This window comes from Pseudomonas sp. GXM4 (genome assembly GCF_008923895.1).
In the GTDB taxonomy this organism is placed as follows: domain Bacteria; phylum Pseudomonadota; class Gammaproteobacteria; order Pseudomonadales; family Pseudomonadaceae; genus Aquipseudomonas; species Aquipseudomonas atacamensis.
Map to the genome: position 1 here is coordinate 1 of NZ_WBRZ01000136.1, position 15,128 is coordinate 15,128.

Below are 15,128 nucleotides of genomic sequence, written 5' to 3' on the forward strand. Positions count from 1 at the left end.
TGCCGAAGGCTGCGATTTTTTGGGACGCTCTGCGTCCCGGCCTGCGTTCCTTTGCTGCGCGTGGGAACGATCAAAATCAAAAGATCGCAGCCTTCGGCAGCTCCTACAGTTTGTTCGGTGTCAGTCGGGCAAGTGTCGCATCCGCTATAGAGCCTCGCGCCGATGTCGGTTACGGTTGAAGCCCCCCGACACGAAACAAGGACTGCTTCATGACGTTCTCATTTCCCCGCTCTCTGCTGGCCGCCAGTCTCGGTCTGTCCCTCGCGCTCTCGGCCGTAAACGCTTTCGCAGAACCGCATAAACAAGTGCTCGCCGATGCCGAGCAGTACCAGCCCGAAGCCCTGAAGTTACTGGAACGACTGGTCAATATCGACTCCGGTTCCGGTTATGAACCGGGTCTGAAACAGGTCAGCGACATCGCCATTGATGAGCTGAAAAAACTCGGCGCAACTATCGAACTGGTGCCCAACACCCCGGAAAAATCCAACCACGTGCTGGCCACGCTCAAAGGCACCGGCAAGGCGAAAATCCTGCTGATGGCGCATATGGACACGGTGTTCAAGGAAGGCTCGGCTGCCGAACGGCCATTCCACATCAAGGACGGGCGTGCCTACGGGCCGGGGGTGATGGACGACAAGGGCGGCATCGTCGCCGGCATCTACGCGCTTAAAGTGCTGAAGAACCTCGACTTCAAAGACTACGCGCAGATCACTTTCCTGCTGGACGCTAGCGAAGAAACCGGCTCCGACGTCGCCACCGACCTGATCAAGAAAACCGCCAAACAGCACGACGTCACCCTCAACCTCGAACCGGGCCGCCCGGCCGATGGCCTGGTGGTGTGGCGCAAGGGCAGTGCGACGGCGTTGGTCGAAGTCAAAGGCAAAGCCGCCCACGCCGGGGTCGCGCCAGAATTGGGACGGAACGCGGCGATGGAAGCGGCGCACCAGATTCTGCAACTGGGCAAGCTCGGTGATGAGGCGAAGAAGACCACCATCAACTTTACCGTGCTCAAGGCCGGTGATCGCACCAACGTGATTCCTGATCAGGCCACGGCCAAGGCGGATGTGCGCGCGGCAGTGCCGGAAGAGTTCGATCGTATCGAGAAGGATCTGGCGCGGGTCTCGCAGGACAAGTTGATTGCCGAGACCGAGGTGAAAACCTCTCTGCAGCGCGGTTTGCCGCCGATGCCGCAGACGGCTGAGTCGGATCGCTTGATGGCCATGGCTCAAGGCATTTACGGCGAAATTGGCCGCAAGCTGACCGAGGAGGGCAGTGGTGGCGCGGCGGATGCCAGTCTGTCCGCAGGCGTAGGGACGCCGACGCTGGATGGCTTCGGCATTGTCGGCGGCAATATTCACACGCCTGAGGAATATGCCGAAGTGGCGAGTGTGGCACCGCGGATTTATCTGTTGTCGCGGATGATCATGGAGTTGGCGAAGCCGCGGTGATGGGGTTTGCGGTGTGACGAGGCCGGGCGGGGTGCCAGAGAAATCGGCCCCTCACCCTAACCCTCTCCCGGAGGGAGAGGGGACTGACCGCGTTGTTTGTGGTCCATGTGGCAACCGCCAGATCAAGTTGAATTCAAATTCGCATTCAACGCGATCTCTCACGTCGGCGTAGATCCAGAGCATCCCCCAATCAGTCCCCTCTCCCTCTGGGAGAGGGCTAGGGTGAGGGGCTTTTTGTGGGAAGTGTGAAAGTCGAGGACGGCGCACAAAAAATACCGAAAAGTCCGACAGAAGCTCTCGTTGCGGCCGTCGGGCGCGGCTCTTATAGTCTCGGTTCGCAGATAACTCTGCGACGATCTTGGCCGGTCGAATACAGAACCTGACCTTTCTGGAGTGAACTCTATGACCGACCAAGTAATGCCGCGCTATCTCCCCATCGACACCTACGACGCCGAATCCCCGGTGCTCTTCATCAATACCCACACTGAACTCAACGACATGGCCGCCTGTGCGATGCACCGGTTTGTGGTCGTGCGTGATCTGGCTGACACTTTCGCCAGCCTCAACCTCAAGGGCATCTCCGATTGTGATCTGACGCGGGTGACCAGCGCGGTTCATCTGCTGATGCGCGAGGGCTGCGCGATTCTGAATGTGATTCAGGCGCGGGCGGCGCAGCGGGAGGAGGGGTATAAGACGCCGGTTTAGCGGTGCCGCGGCTGGCCTCATCGCTGGCAAGCCAGGCTCCCACAGGTTATGCGACCAAACATGGATTATTGGTGCAACACAAAACCCTGTGGGAGCTGGCTTGCCAGCGATGGCGTCAGCCCGGGCACACCGTCACTCCTTGACGCTCATGTACTCCTTGGCCCAGAGAATGTATTCCTCCGGCTGGGTGTAGGTGTGGGTCAACTCGGTCGCGCTCAGATCGGAGGCCTGGGTGAAGATCTGCCGCTGCTCGCGCAGGCTGTCGTAGGTGGCCTTGATCGCGGCGAAGTAGGCGCCGTGGCCGTCGATGGTCACGCGCACGCCCAGTTCGGCCAGGCGTTTGTCGTCGCGCAGGGCCGGGTTGCCGTAGGTGACCAGCATCAGCGGCACGGTCAGATGCTCGGCGATCTGTTCCAGCTGATCGAAGTCCTGCACGCCGACCATGCAGATACCGTCAGCGCCCGCCGCCTGATATTGGCGGGTGCGGCTGATGATTTCCTGGTTCGGCAGAATGCCGGCATTGGTGCGGGCAATGATCGCCATTTCCGTGTCGACCCGGGCTTCGAGCGCCGCGCGGATCTTGCCGACGCCTTCGGCTACGGTGATCAGGTCGGTGGATTTGCGCCCGAATTGCGCGGGCAGCAGGGTGTCTTCGATGGTCAGTGCAGCGACGCCGGCGCGTTCCAGTTCGACGATGGTGCGCATCACGTTAAGAGCGTTACCGTAGCCGTGATCGGCGTCGGCGATCACTGGCAATTGGGCGACGCGGCCAATGCGCGTGGCCTGTTCGGCGAATTCGCTGAGGGTGATCAGGGCGAAGTCCGGTGCGCCGAGCACCTGTAGCGAAGCCACGGAACCGCCGAGGATACCTACTTCAAAACCCAAGTCAGCGGCGATACGGGCCGACATCGGGTCGAACACCGAAGCCGTGTGGTAGCAGGTGTCGGAGGCCAGCAGCTGACGGAAATTGCGGCGCAAATCTTGATGGGAAAGCCTGGTCATACGAGTTCCACCAATACATAAGGAATGGAAAGGCTTGAGCAAAGGTGTCAACGCCGAAGAATGAAAAGGCTATCACGCGAATGGGTCAAGAATCATGACGAATTTGCGCGGCAGGACTGGCGGCTGAAAGGTTTAATCTCCCGTGCTGGAAATATCAGGCCGCCACGGCATGTTGCTGTTGATGGGGCAGGAGCACCGCGCGCACCGAATTTCCCGGCTGAAGTTGCAGGCGCTTGGCGGTGAGACGATCAACCATCAGGCTGTTGCCCACCAGTCGCCCGGGCGCCACGGTGATGCGGCAGTTTTCCAGGCGGCGGTTGTGAATCAGCCATAGCGGCGCCTGCTCGTCCGGGGTGCCGAGGCTCAGGGTCAGTTCAAGACTGTCGCGCACCGTGCGGATGCTGCGGATCGGCGCTTCGATGACCGGGCCACCGTCGAAAATGTCGATATAGCCTTTGTGTGTGAAACCCTCGGCTTGAAGAATCTTCAACGCCGGCTGGGTGTTCGGGTGAGTCTGGCCGATCGCGGCCTGCGCCTGTTCGGTGAGCAGGCAGGTGTACAGCGGCTGGCGCGGCATCAGCTCGGCGATAAAGGCTTTGTTGCCCAGGCCGGACAAGTGATCGGCGTGGGTGAAATCCATCTGGAAGAAGTGCCGGCCGAGGCTGTCCCAAAATGGCGAGCAACCGTTTTCATCGGCACTGCCGCGCAGTTCGGCGATCATCTTCTCGCCAAACAGGTGCGGAAATTCGGCGACGAACAACAGACGACCCAGCGACAACAGGCGGCCATTGCTGCCGTTGCGCTGGTCATGGCGCAGAAACAGCGAGCACAGCTCTGATTGGCCGGTCAGCTCGTTATTCAGGAACAACGTCGGGATCTGCCGCTGAATGCCCAGGTCCGGTGCCGAACTGACGGTGACGCCGAGCCGGTAGTTGTACCAGGGCTCGCGCAAGCCAACGGCGCCGGCCATCGCGCTGACACCGACCACGCGCTGCTCATCATCCTCGAGGACAAACAGGTAATCGGCATCGGCGCGCTCCACCTGTTCGGCGAACGCCCGTTGTGCCCAACGCACCCGGTGCGCCAAGCGGTCCTCATTGGCGGGAAGGGTGGTGAAACCTGGCCCTGCCTGTTCAACGAGGGTCATCAAGGCAGGCAGGTCGCTGACTTTTACCGGACGGACAATCATGCTCCAACTCCTTTGGCGTACCGATTCAGGCGCGGATGGCTAACGCGGCTCACAGAGCGACCAGCCGTATCGAGCTGCCATCGCTGACCTTCAGCGCCGCGCAGATGGCGGGTGTCAGGGGCAGCGGTTGATCAGGGTGATAGTCGAGTTCTGTGACAATCGCGCGGTAGTCATGCAGGGCGTCGTTGCTCAGCAGGTAACGGCCACGGGCGTCGGTCGATACTTGTTGGCGGACAATGGCGGTCTGGCTGTCAGCGATCGAGCGAATGTTTGCGGTACGCGCATACAGGGTCGGGCCGGCGTCGAACAGGTCGATGTAGCTGTTGGTTTCGAAGCCTTCCCGCGCGAGGATGTCGAACGCTTCCTGGCCGTCCGGGTGCACGCGGCCGATGCAATCCTGCGCCGCTGGCGGCAGCATCGGCACGTAGATCGGGTATTGCGGCATCAGTTCGGCGAGAAACGTGCGGCTCTGCAAGCCGCACAGGCGCTCGGCTTCCGCGTACGGCAGGTCGAAAAAGTGCTTGCCCAGCGCATCCCAGAATGGCGAATGCCCCTGCTCGTCGCTGTAGCCGACGATTTCGGTGATCACCGCTTCGGAGAACCGCTGCGCATGCGCGGCAATGAACAGCAGGCGCGCTCGCGACAGCAGTTCGGAAAACGGCGTGCGCACCAATGCTGCATCGATGTGGAAACCGCGCAGCAAGGTATGCCCGCTGAGGTCATGGCACAGCGACAACGCCGGCACGCCATGCTCGATGTTCAATTCTCGCGATGCACTGGTGAAATGGCGGTTGCGCAGGCTGTAGAACGGCTCCTTGAAGCCGGCGGTGGCGAGGATTTCCGAGCAGCCGACCAGTTGCTGGCGTTCGAGATCTTCCAGTACAAAGAAATAGTTTTCCGGCCCCTGGGCTGTGGCGGCGCTGTCGAAAGACGCGCACGACGCGGCGATTTTTTCGCGCAGGTGTTCGCTGTCATCCGGCAGCGAAGTCACGCCGATCAGGCTCTCGCGGGCCAGGCGCTGTAGCTGGGGCAGATCATTCTGCTCGACTGGGCGTAAGACCAGCATGGATGTACTCCTGTATCAAAAGGTTCGGCCCATTCGCCGAACCTGACTATCACTGTCGGTTTCCACGCGTTGAATCGGCGGTCGCCTGATTTGTTGTCAGACGCCGCTCTTTTTCTTGTCAGCCTTTGCTCGGATCGGGCAGCGCTGTGCTGGCGCCGAGCTTGTTGAGGAAGAACAGGTACACCAGGCCCAGGGCAATCCAGATCAGGCCGAGTTTCTGCGCATCGACGCCCATGTTGTACATGATGGCGGCGACGATGATGAAGCCGATCACCGGGCAGAGCAGATGGCGCACAAACTGCCCCGACTTCTGCCGACGCCAGTAGTGGTTGATCACCGTCAGGTGCAGCAGCATGAAACCGCTGAGGGCGCCGAAGTTGATCAGCGAGGTGAGAATGTCGACCGCGTCGATGAACAGGTAGCAGATCAGCAGCGACAACACCGCCACCAGATAAATGCTCAGGTACGGCGTGTTGTGTTTCGGGTGGACCTTGGCGAGCACCTTCGGCAGCTTGCCGTCGCGGGCCATGCCGAACAGCAGCCGCGAGACGGCGGCCTGCGAGGTGATCGCTACAGCAACGCCCCAGGCCAGCGCCGTGGCGACGGCGGTCAGGGTCGCCAGCCAGCTGCCGGCGGCGATTTCAGCGATTTCATAGAACGCGGTGTCGGCGGATTTGAAGCCCATGCCTGCCGCCAGGTCGGTGGCAATCCACGTCTGTACGACGAAAATCGTGCCCATCACTGCCAGAGTGATCAGCGCTGCCTTGCCGACGCTGCGGCCCGGATCTTCCTTGATTTCTTCGGCGAGGGTGGAGATCGCGTCGAAGCCGAGGAACGACAGCACGGCGATCGACACGGCTTGCATCAGCAGGGCGAAGTTGAACGTTTCCGGGTGATACAGCGGCGCCAGTGTCAGCTCACCATTTCCGCCACCGTCGTGCAGGGCGTTCCAGGCGTAGAACAGGAAGATGCCCAGCACCACCAGTTGTGCCAGCAGGAACAGCATGTTCATCCGCGCGGTGAAGGTGATGCCGCGCAGGTTGACGAATGTTGCGCTGACCAGAAACGCCAGGATGAAGCCGACCTTGGGAATGTCCGGGTACAAATGGTTGAGCGCCATCGCCGAATACAGGTACAGCAGCGGCGGAATCAGCAGGTAATCGAGCAGCATCAGCCAGCCAGCGATAAAACCGACGTGTTGATTAAGGCCGCGTTGCGCGTAGGAATATACAGAGCCGGCAACCGGAAAGGCCTTGGCCATGCTGCCGTAACTCAGGGCGGTGAACAGCATCGCCACCATGCCGATGATGTACGCCAGCGGCACCATCCCCGGTGCTTCGGCGTTGACGTAGCCATACACACCGAACGGGGCGATGGGGATCATGAAGATCATCCCGTACACCACCAGATCGGTCAGCGTCAGGCTACGTTTCAACTCTTGCTTGTAGCCGAATTCTTCAATTTCCATGAAGCGCAACTCCTTGTCAGCCATCGGTCGGTTTATGTTTTATCGGTCCATTGTTTAAAGCAAAGGTGCGAGGTAACCTGCCCAGCGCGAAACCGCTTCGGGACTGCGCAGCAGATCGTTGCGCACCTCGATCAGCACTGCCTCAAGGCCCCTGGCATCACCGTGCACCGGCACGGTCATGTCGCCCAAGGGATCAATTCTGTACGGCTGGTTGCCCGCGACTTTCAGCGGGTGCGCTTGCAGTCCGTCGAGCAGACGCTGAGCATAGTCCTGGGCCTGGCCGAACAACACGCCGACTTCCAGTGGTCGCGGCTGGCCGTAATACACCGGGGTGAAACTGTGAATACCGACCACCCGCACCGGCAGACCTTTGGCAATGCGCTCGTCGATCAACATCTGCAAGCGCGCATGAAACGGTTTGAACAACGTCTGGCGCCGGTACTCGCGGGTCGCCTCATCCAGCTCGCGATTGCCAGGTATCGGGTAGATCTCGCTCTGCAGCGGGATGCTGTCCGGCGCATGGCGTGGGCGGTTGAGGTCGATCAACAGCCGTGAATAGTTGGCGCTGAGCAGGGTAGCGCCAAGCTGTTCCGACAACTGTTCAGCCAGTTGCAGCGCGCCGATGTCCCAGGCGATATGTTCGCGCGCGGCCGCCTCGTCCAGGCCCAGATTGTTCAGGGCGTCGGGGATGTAGCGACTGGCGTGTTCGCACACGAGGATCAACGGGTTCGTCGAGTCCTCGCGGCTCAGGGTGTAGACCGGGCGGGTGTACGACCCAAGCTCGGCGGATTCAGTACAGGCGTGCATAGTGCTCACACAGGTCAGCGGGCGAGAGCTGTTCCGTCAGCGCCAGTTCCTCGGTTTTCAGGGCGTAATAAGTGTCGAGCAACGGCTTGGGCAGCCATTCGTTGAAGGCTGCACTGTCACGCAGGCAATCCAGCGCCTGGGCCAGCGAGGCGGGCAGGGCGACGATGCCCCGGGCCTTGCGTTGCTCGTCGTTAAGTGAGTCGGGAATTTCATCGGTAACCGCGTTCAGCGCCAGACGCTGTTCGATGCCCAGCCGCCCGGCAATCAGCAGCGCGGCCATGGCCAGATGCGGCGAGGCAGTGGCGTCCATGGCGCGGAATTCCAGGTTGAACTGCTGCGCGGCAGACTTGCCGCCCAAGGTCACAGTCGGGCAGATGCGCAGCGCCGCTTCACGGTTCTGCTGCCCCAGACACGCATACGACGCGCTCCAGTGGTGCGGCTGCAAACGCTGGTAGGACAGCGGCGTCGGCGCGGTGAATGCGCACAGCGCCGGTAGAAAATGCAGGACTCCGGCAGCCCAGTGCTGACCGATGCTCGACAGGCCGTTGCTGGTGCCGGCGTCGTAGAGCATCGGCTGGCCGGCCAGATCGAGCAGGCTGACGTGCAGATGGACACCGTTGCACACCGCTTCGGCGGCGGTCTTCGGCGCAAAACTCAGATCCAGGCCCATTTGCCGGGCGATTTCCCGGGTGATTTCGCGCACGTTGACCGCGCGATCCGCCGCCGCCACGCCAAGCGTCGGGCGGCAGGTGATTTCGTATTGGTGCTTGCCGTATTCCGGCAGGAACATTTCCGGCTCGACGCCGCCCGCGCGCAGCGCACTGAGCAGCCAGCCGCCGAATTCGGCGCCTTGGCGCTGCGCCTCGAGAGAGAACGCCGCGTGTTCAGCCACGCCAGCGTGCAGGTTGAATTCATGTTCGAAGGCGGCGTTGACCTGCAACCCCAACTCATCGTGATAGCGCTCGATTTCATCGCGCAGCAATGTGCGCGGGCAGGCGCCCCAGGCCTGGCCGTCGGTCTCGCGAATGTCGGCGTGAATGAAATCCAGCACCGGCGCATTGGCGTCCGGGCCGCTGCCGACAGTGACGCGGCTGCTCAGATCGGGAATCAGCCGCAGGTCGCCATACGCGCCCCAGGGATTGCTCGAAGCGATGATGTCTTGCGGCGTCAACGCACTGTTGGCCGGTACCCAACCGCAACCCGCTGCCTGGTAATGCTCCAGCTCATCGCTGGGAAACGAGCGGCCCCGGGTGATGCCGATCAGATCGGTTGTCACCAGCGTGGTCATCGGTAAAGGCGTCAGGCGCGGGCTCATGGCTGCATCTCCTGCAAACGGCCGAGCACGGTTTCGGTGTCGGTGATCCAGCAGTAACCCTTGATCGCGTTGAGGCAGGCGTGATGGCGTTCAGCTGTGTAGGTAGCGCAGGCATCCTCCACCAGCGTGACCAGATAGCCACGATCGGCGGCATCGCGCACGGCCATGTCGACGCACTGGTCGGTAACGATGCCGGCGATGATCAGATGGCGGGTTTGCAGATTGCGCAGCACGTAATCAATGTTGGTTGAATTGAACACCCCGGAGGAGGTCTTCGGCAGCACGATTTCGTTTTCGGTCGGGGTCAGTTCAGCGATGACCTGAGCTTGCACGCTGCCCTTGGGCAGGTGCATGTCCGACAGTTTGTGATCCAGCGAGCGGTCGCGACCGTCGGCGGTCAGGCTTTCGATAATCGTGTGCAGCACGTTCTGCTGCGCCTGACGAAAGGTGCCCAGCAGACGCTGTTGGTTGGGCACCACTTGGCTGCGCGTGCGCTGGAGAAAATACTCGGCATCCGCGCCGCTCAGGTGTGGGTCGAATTGCGGTTCGAGCCAGGCGCGCTGCATGTCCACCAGCAGCAAAGCGGTGTGGTCGGTCGCAAACGGCAGGTCCCGAGGCGAGCGGTGGGGAAGGCTGAACATCCTTATTTGTCCTCCAGCAGGTGAGTCGCAAAGTCGTTGCGCAGGGCATCGATGCCTTCCAGGCGATCGGCCGGGTCCGGCACGCGCAAGGTCAGGCAGGCGATCAACGCCTCGACCTGCGCCAGCGCCGGTACCATGGTGTCGAACGGCGATGCCGATTCCACCGGTGCGCTGATGATCAGATCGGCCAATTCGCGCAGCGGCGAGGCGTAGACATCGGTGAACAACACCACCCGCGCGTTGTTGTTTTTTGCCGCCTGCGCAACGCGCAGGGCCTGGGTCTGGTAACGCCGGTAGTCGAATACCAGCACCACGTCCTGACGTTGCAGATCGTATAAACGGTCGGGCAGCAGGGCGTTGTCTTCCAGGGCGAAGCAGCCGGGGCGCAGCAGACGCAGGTGGTTGAGCAGGTAATTGGCCAGCAGAATGCTGAAGCGGCCACCGAAACAGTGGACCTGATGGCGGCTGTCGAGCAGCCATTCCACGAGGATGCGCACGTCCTCAGGCTGGGTCAGGGCTTGAGTGTCGACCAGCAAGCGCTGGCTGTCGGCCAGGTAATGCGCCCAGGCATCGTCCTTGTTCTGCTGCGAGCGCGGCTGCAACAAGGTGCGCGGTGAACGCAGGCGATGGTCCATGTCGCTGAGCAGGGCTTCCTGGAATTCGGCATAACCGCCGAAACCGAGCTTTTTCACCAGACGCACGATGGTCGGATCGCTGACACCGGCATGTTCGGCCAGTCGCGCCATAGGCCCGAGACCGTTGCGTGGATACTGATCGAGCAGGGCGCGAACGACTTTGCGCTCCGATGGCGTCAGGTCCAGGCCGGGATCGGTGATCAGGTCTCTGAGAGGGGGCATCCGGGCTCCTGCTGGATGGGGTGTCGAATTCGTTTCACAATCCGTTAAACGAGTATTTATGTAATGGGTGTTACATGTCTAGCTAATTTTTGTACAGGTTTTTCGAGCACCAAAAGTGTGCAAGGTGCCCGTGTAATAAGGGCTACGTCGAAGTAGCGCGCTGTTGTAGTCCTTTGCCGATTGCTGTGTCAGACATTACCTATCCCAAGCTCAGCGACGGGCCGGTGACAACCCTGAACGCCGAGGTTTTGCGGCACAATGCGACGCATATCGGCCATGTGCCATTGTTTGTTTTATCTTTCGACCGAGAACCTGCTTGTGCCAAGTAGCCGTTTGACACTGATTTGCCATGCGCGAACCGTCGCACAGAAACTAGCGCGTTTTCCTACGGACGAGCCTGTTGAAAATCTGGCTGTTCCGTCCGACGCGTTCAGGGCGCGATTGGCGGTAACGCGGCGGCTGGTGTGTGCCCCGGAGTTGAGAACTCAGCAAACGGCGGCATGGTTTGGCGTCGATGCGCAGATTGATCAAGCCCTGCGCGATTGCGATTGGGGACGCTGGCACGGCCAGTCGATCAAGGATCTGCAAGCCAACGAAAACCAGGCTTTGCAAGCCTGGCTGGCCGATCCTGAAGCGGCACCCCATGGCGGCGAATCAGTCAGGCAACTGACGCAGCGGGTCTCAATGTGGCTGGACTCCATCGCCGAAACCCCAGGACATGTAGTGGCAGTCACCCATCCGTTCGTCATGCGCGCGGCGCTGATGCAGGTGCTGCAAGGCGCGGCGTTCCACGCAATCGACATCGAACCGCTGGCGATGATCGACTTGCGCTTCAATGGCATCTGGCGACTACGCTTGCCGGGCATGGCCCTTGACGAGGAATTCTGATGAAACAGTTGTTGGTCATTGGCATTGGCGCCGGCAATCCGGACTACATCACCATGCAGGCGGTGAAAGCGCTGAATCGGGTCGATGTGTTCTTTCTGCTGGATAAAGGCCAGAGCAAGCAGACGCTGATCGATCTGCGCCGCGAGATCTGCGAGCGCTACATCACCTACCACGCTTATCGCTTTGTCGAAGCCAGCAGTCCGGAGCGCGAGCGCGGCGATGTCGACTACACGGCGAGCGTCGATGCACTGAATCGCGCCAAGCAGCAGGCATTCGAACAGCTGATCAATGAAGAACTGTCCGACGGCCAGTGTGGCGGATTCCTGATCTGGGGCGATCCGGCGTTATACGACAGCACATTGCGGATTCTTCAGGCGATTCAGGCCTCAGGCTGCTGTCAGTTTGAATACGAAGTGATACCGGGGATCACCAGCGTTCAGGCCCTGGCTGCGCAGCACAAAATACCCTTGAACTCGATTGGTCGCTCGGTAGAAATCACCACAGGCCGGCGATTGGCGGCGGGGCAGGTGAGTGAAGCGGACAGTCTGGTGGTGATGCTGGATGCCGAGGATTCCTACCAGCGGGTGGCGGATCGGCAGACCGAGATTTTCTGGGGCGCTTATCTGGGCACGTCGGACGAGATTCTGCTCAGCGGTCGGCTGGCGGATGTCGCCGATGAGATCGAACGGGTGCGCAAAGCGGCGCGGGCGGAGCATGGGTGGATCATGGATACCTATTTGCTGCGCAAGCCTTGAATTCTCGGTGGCTGATCTGGCTCCTTCGCGAGCAAGCTCGCTCCCACATTTGAAATGCGTCTCCCTGTAGGAGTGAGCCTGCTCGCGATGACGGTGGTACATCCAATACGAATTTGGGACAGGCAAAAAGAAACCCGGTGCAACGCAAATCGCACCGGGTTTTTTGTTGCCAGCCAACAGCGGATGTCGTGGATCCGCCGTCAACCTTGAACTCCGTATCAGGCGCGTTCCAGCGCCAAAGCCACGCCCTGACCGCCGCCGATGCACAAGGTCGCCAGACCTTTCTTGGCATCGCGCTTGAGCATTTCGTGCAGCAATGTCACCAGTACCCGGCAACCTGATGCGCCGATCGGGTGGCCGAGGGCGATGGCGCCGCCGTTGACGTTGACCTTGTCCAGATCCCATTGCAGGTCCTTGGCCACGGCCAGCGATTGCGCAGCGAACGCTTCGTTGGCTTCGATCAGGTCGAGCTGGTCGATGTTCCAGCCGGCCTTATCGAGGCAGCGGCGGGTCGCCGATACCGGGCCGATGCCCATGATCGCCGGGTCGACGCCAGCGTTGGCGTAGGCAGCAATCCTGGCCAGAACCGGCAGGCCCAGCGCTTTGGCTTTCTCGGCACTCATCAGAATCACAGCGGCGGCACCGTCGTTCAGCGACGAGGCGTTGCCAGCGGTGACGCTGCCGTCCTTTTTGAACGCCGGACGCAGTTTTGCCAGAGATTCTGCGCTGGTATCGCCGCGTGGCTGCTCGTCGACCTTGAACGCGACAGGATCGCCTTTGCGCTGCGGGATCAGGATCGGCGTGATTTCATCAACGAAGCGCCCGGCCTCGATTGCAGCGGCAGCTTTCTGCTGGGAAGCGGCAGCAAAGGCGTCCTGCTGTTCGCGGCTGATCTCATACTTTTCGACCAGATTCTCGGCAGTGATGCCCATGTGGTAATCGTTGAACGCATCCCACAGGCCATCGCTGATCATGGTGTCGACGATTTGCGCGTGGCCCATGCGCAGACCGGTGCGCGCGCCCGGCATGATGTAGTTGGACAGGCTCATGTTTTCCTGACCGCCGGCGATGATCACCTCGGCGTCGCCGCAACGGATCGCTTGCGCGCCCAGGTGTAGAGCCTTGAGGCCCGAACCGCAAACCTTGTTCAGGGTCATGGCCGGTACGGCATGGGGCAGGCCCGCCTTGATCGCGGCCTGACGTGCCGGGTTCTGGCCAGCGCCAGCGGTGAGCACCTGGCCCATGATCACTTCATCGACCTGCGCACCGTCGAGGCCGGTCTGCTCGAGCAATTGGCGGATCACCGCCGCGCCCAGGTCTACTGCGGATACATTGGCCAGGGAGCCCTGAAAACTGCCGATCGCGGTACGCGTGGCGGCAACAATGACGACGTCTTGCATGTGCGAATTCCTCACTGGGCAGCGAACTGCATTTCCGGTACGTGATCCGGGACGATCAGTTTACCAGCGGTTTTGGCGACGATTTCCTCAACACTGACGCCAGGAGCGCGTTCCTTGAGGACAAAAGCGCCATTTTCGATTTCCAGATAGGCGAGGTCGGTCAGCACGCGCTTGATGCAGCCGGCACCGGTCAGCGGCAGGCTGCATTTGGCCAGCAGCTTGGACTCACCGTCCTTGGACGCGTGGGTCATGATGACAATGATGTTGTCGGCACCGGCCACCAGATCCATCGCGCCGCCCATGCCCTTGACCAGTTTGCCGGGGATCATCCACGAAGCGATGTTGCCTTCAACATCCACTTCAAAGGCGCCAAGCACGGTCAGGTCGACGTGGCCGCCACGGATCATCGCGAAGGATTCGGCGGAATTGAAGATCGACGCGCCGATCCGAGCCGTCACCGTTTGTTTACCGGCGTTGATCATGTCGGCATCGATGGTTTCTTCGGTCGGGAACGGGCCCATGCCGAGCAGGCCGTTTTCCGATTGCAGCATGACTTCCATGCCTTCGGGGATGTAGTTGGCGACCAGGGTCGGAATGCCGATGCCGAGGTTCACGTAGTAGCCGTCCTGCATTTCGCGGGCGACGCGCTGAGCCATTTGTTCGCGGGTAAGTGCCATGTTGTTGTTCTCCGTAGGCCTGAATTATTTGCGGACGGTGCGCTGTTCGATGCGTTTTTCGAACGTGCCGCAAATGACCCGGTCGACGTAGATGCCCGGGGTGTGGATCTGCGTCGGGTCGAGTTCGCCGGGCTCGACGATTTCTTCGACTTCGACCACGGTGATCTTGCCGGCGGTCGCGGCCAGCGGGTTGAAATTCTGCGCAGTGTGACGGTAAACGACGTTACCGAAATGGTCGGCCTTCCAGCCTTTGACGATGGCGAAGTCGCCGGTGATGGATTCTTCCATCAGGTACTTGCGGCCCTTGAACTCGCGCACTTCCTTGCCTTCAGCAACCGGGGTGCCAACGCCAGTGGCGGTGAAGAACGCCGGAATGCCGGCGCCGCCCGCGCGCATCTTCTCGGCCAAGGTGCCTTGCGGGGTGAGGATGACTTCGATCTCGCCCTTGAGCAGTTGCTCTTCGAACAACTTGTTCTCGCCAACGTAAGAGGCGATGACCTTGCTGATCTGGCGGTCGGTGAGCAGCACGCCAAGGCCGAAACCATCAACGCCGCAGTTGTTGGAAACCACGGTGAGGTCACGCGTGCCCTTGCGCTTGATCTCGGCGATCAGGTTTTCCGGAATGCCGCACAGACCAAAGCCGCCGGCGATGACGGTCATGCCGTCTTCCAGCCCGGCCATCGCTTCCTCGTAGGAATACACACGCTTGTCGAAACCTGCCATAGGCACCTCTTTTATTATTTGCGGGCGGCTGGCTAGCCGAATGACTGGAGTGTCTCTCTGCGGAATATATTTGTTAAGTTGATTTTTACGGTTGATTGATTGATAAATATCACTAATACGCGTTCGGCGATGATCGTTCCCACGCTCTGCGTGGGAATGCCTCCAAGGACGCTCCGCGTCCAGTGAC

15 protein-coding genes are annotated in these 15,128 nt (G+C 60.8%); 4 read left to right on the forward strand and 11 right to left on the reverse strand.

Translation table 11 applies throughout. From position 1 onward, the window contains the following. The first annotated feature begins 209 nt into the window (after nt 1-209). Nucleotides 210-1,448, forward strand: a complete 1,239-nt coding sequence (locus F8N49_RS16975; protein ID WP_039762305.1) for a M20/M25/M40 family metallo-hydrolase — start codon at nt 210-212, stop codon at nt 1,446-1,448. 402 nt (nt 1,449-1,850) lie between these two features. Beyond that, nucleotides 1,851-2,153: a hypothetical protein gene (locus F8N49_RS16980; RefSeq protein WP_110645852.1), complete on the forward strand. Its 303-nt coding sequence runs from the start codon at nt 1,851-1,853 to the stop codon at nt 2,151-2,153. Between the two features lie 132 nt (nt 2,154-2,285). On the opposite strand, the gene F8N49_RS16985 is transcribed toward F8N49_RS16980, so the two are convergent. The 8 genes from F8N49_RS16985 to F8N49_RS17020 form a co-directional block, all read right to left on the reverse strand. After that, nucleotides 2,286-3,155: an oxaloacetate decarboxylase gene (locus F8N49_RS16985; protein ID WP_016774123.1), complete on the reverse strand. Its 870-nt coding sequence runs from the start codon at nt 3,153-3,155 to the stop codon at nt 2,286-2,288. Nucleotides 3,156-3,309: 154 nt separating this feature from the next. After that, nucleotides 3,310-4,344, reverse strand: a complete 1,035-nt coding sequence (gene astA, locus F8N49_RS16990) for an arginine N-succinyltransferase (protein ID WP_151551951.1) — start codon at nt 4,342-4,344, stop codon at nt 3,310-3,312. Between the two features lie 49 nt (nt 4,345-4,393). Continuing rightward, nucleotides 4,394-5,410: an arginine N-succinyltransferase gene (locus F8N49_RS16995; RefSeq protein WP_151551952.1), complete on the reverse strand. Its 1,017-nt coding sequence runs from the start codon at nt 5,408-5,410 to the stop codon at nt 4,394-4,396. 118 nt (nt 5,411-5,528) lie between these two features. Further along, nucleotides 5,529-6,878 (reverse strand): APC family permease, encoded by a 1,350-nt coding sequence (locus F8N49_RS17000; protein ID WP_122750625.1) that lies wholly within the window; start codon nt 6,876-6,878, stop codon nt 5,529-5,531. A gap of 54 nt (nt 6,879-6,932) precedes the next feature. After that, complete coding sequence (locus tag F8N49_RS17005; protein WP_151551957.1) at nt 6,933-7,685, reverse strand: N-formylglutamate amidohydrolase; 753 nt, start codon at nt 7,683-7,685, stop codon at nt 6,933-6,935. Then, a complete protein-coding gene (locus F8N49_RS17010; RefSeq protein ID WP_151551953.1) occupies nt 7,669-9,000 on the reverse strand; it encodes a glutamine synthetase in 1,332 nt (443 codons plus the stop codon). Before F8N49_RS17010 ends, F8N49_RS17005 begins: the two co-directional genes overlap by 17 nt. Beyond that, nucleotides 8,997-9,641, reverse strand: coding sequence for an isochorismatase family cysteine hydrolase (locus F8N49_RS17015; RefSeq protein WP_151551954.1), 645 nt, complete (start codon nt 9,639-9,641; stop codon nt 8,997-8,999). The genes F8N49_RS17010 and F8N49_RS17015 overlap by 4 nt, the downstream gene beginning before the upstream one ends. Before the next feature lie 2 nt (nt 9,642-9,643). Beyond that, nucleotides 9,644-10,498, reverse strand: coding sequence for a MurR/RpiR family transcriptional regulator (locus F8N49_RS17020; protein ID WP_122750628.1), 855 nt, complete (start codon nt 10,496-10,498; stop codon nt 9,644-9,646). Between the two features lie 276 nt (nt 10,499-10,774). On the opposite strand from F8N49_RS17020, the gene F8N49_RS17025 reads away from it, so the two are divergent. Further along, entirely contained in the window at nt 10,775-11,386 is a 612-nt protein-coding gene (locus F8N49_RS17025; RefSeq protein ID WP_372241036.1) for a histidine phosphatase family protein, read from the forward strand. Next, nucleotides 11,386-12,141 carry a precorrin-6A synthase (deacetylating) gene (gene cobF, locus F8N49_RS17030; RefSeq protein WP_151551956.1) on the forward strand — a complete coding sequence of 252 codons (756 nt, stop codon included), beginning with the start codon at nt 11,386-11,388 and terminating at the stop codon, nt 12,139-12,141. The genes F8N49_RS17025 and cobF overlap by 1 nt, the downstream gene beginning before the upstream one ends. 218 nt (nt 12,142-12,359) lie before the next feature. On the opposite strand, the gene F8N49_RS17035 is transcribed toward cobF, so the two are convergent. From F8N49_RS17035 to F8N49_RS17045, 3 genes are read right to left on the reverse strand one after another with little or no spacing between them, the layout of a single operon-like run. Then, complete coding sequence (locus F8N49_RS17035; RefSeq protein ID WP_130929348.1) at nt 12,360-13,541, reverse strand: acetyl-CoA C-acetyltransferase; 1,182 nt, start codon at nt 13,539-13,541, stop codon at nt 12,360-12,362. 11 nt (nt 13,542-13,552) lie between these two features. Continuing rightward, nucleotides 13,553-14,218 (reverse strand): CoA transferase subunit B, encoded by a 666-nt coding sequence (locus tag F8N49_RS17040; RefSeq protein ID WP_016774134.1) that lies wholly within the window; start codon nt 14,216-14,218, stop codon nt 13,553-13,555. A 24-nt stretch (nt 14,219-14,242) separates the two neighbouring features. Further along, nucleotides 14,243-14,941, reverse strand: coding sequence for a CoA transferase subunit A (locus F8N49_RS17045; protein WP_110645843.1), 699 nt, complete (start codon nt 14,939-14,941; stop codon nt 14,243-14,245). Between the last annotated feature and the right edge of the window lie 187 nt (nt 14,942-15,128).

Coding starts and splice junctions, on each gene's coding strand:
- F8N49_RS17035 (WP_130929348.1), bottom strand. CDS start 13,541: ATGCAAGACGTCGTCATTGTTGCCGCCACGCGTACCGCGATCGGCAGT.
- F8N49_RS17005 (WP_151551957.1), bottom strand. CDS start 7,685: ATGCACGCCTGTACTGAATCCGCCGAGCTTGGGTCGTACACCCGCCCG.
- F8N49_RS17025 (WP_372241036.1), top strand. CDS start 10,775: ATGTGCCATTGTTTGTTTTATCTTTCGACCGAGAACCTGCTTGTGCCA.
- F8N49_RS17020 (WP_122750628.1), bottom strand. CDS start 10,498: ATGCCCCCTCTCAGAGACCTGATCACCGATCCCGGCCTGGACCTGACG.
- F8N49_RS16995 (WP_151551952.1), bottom strand. CDS start 5,410: ATGCTGGTCTTACGCCCAGTCGAGCAGAATGATCTGCCCCAGCTACAG.
- F8N49_RS16985 (WP_016774123.1), bottom strand. CDS start 3,155: ATGACCAGGCTTTCCCATCAAGATTTGCGCCGCAATTTCCGTCAGCTG.
- cobF (WP_151551956.1), top strand. CDS start 11,386: ATGAAACAGTTGTTGGTCATTGGCATTGGCGCCGGCAATCCGGACTAC.
- F8N49_RS17040 (WP_016774134.1), bottom strand. CDS start 14,218: ATGGCACTTACCCGCGAACAAATGGCTCAGCGCGTCGCCCGCGAAATG.
- F8N49_RS17015 (WP_151551954.1), bottom strand. CDS start 9,641: ATGTTCAGCCTTCCCCACCGCTCGCCTCGGGACCTGCCGTTTGCGACC.
- F8N49_RS16980 (WP_110645852.1), top strand. CDS start 1,851: ATGACCGACCAAGTAATGCCGCGCTATCTCCCCATCGACACCTACGAC.
- astA (WP_151551951.1), bottom strand. CDS start 4,344: ATGATTGTCCGTCCGGTAAAAGTCAGCGACCTGCCTGCCTTGATGACC.
- F8N49_RS17000 (WP_122750625.1), bottom strand. CDS start 6,878: ATGGAAATTGAAGAATTCGGCTACAAGCAAGAGTTGAAACGTAGCCTG.
- F8N49_RS17045 (WP_110645843.1), bottom strand. CDS start 14,941: ATGGCAGGTTTCGACAAGCGTGTGTATTCCTACGAGGAAGCGATGGCC.
- F8N49_RS16975 (WP_039762305.1), top strand. CDS start 210: ATGACGTTCTCATTTCCCCGCTCTCTGCTGGCCGCCAGTCTCGGTCTG.
- F8N49_RS17010 (WP_151551953.1), bottom strand. CDS start 9,000: ATGAGCCCGCGCCTGACGCCTTTACCGATGACCACGCTGGTGACAACC.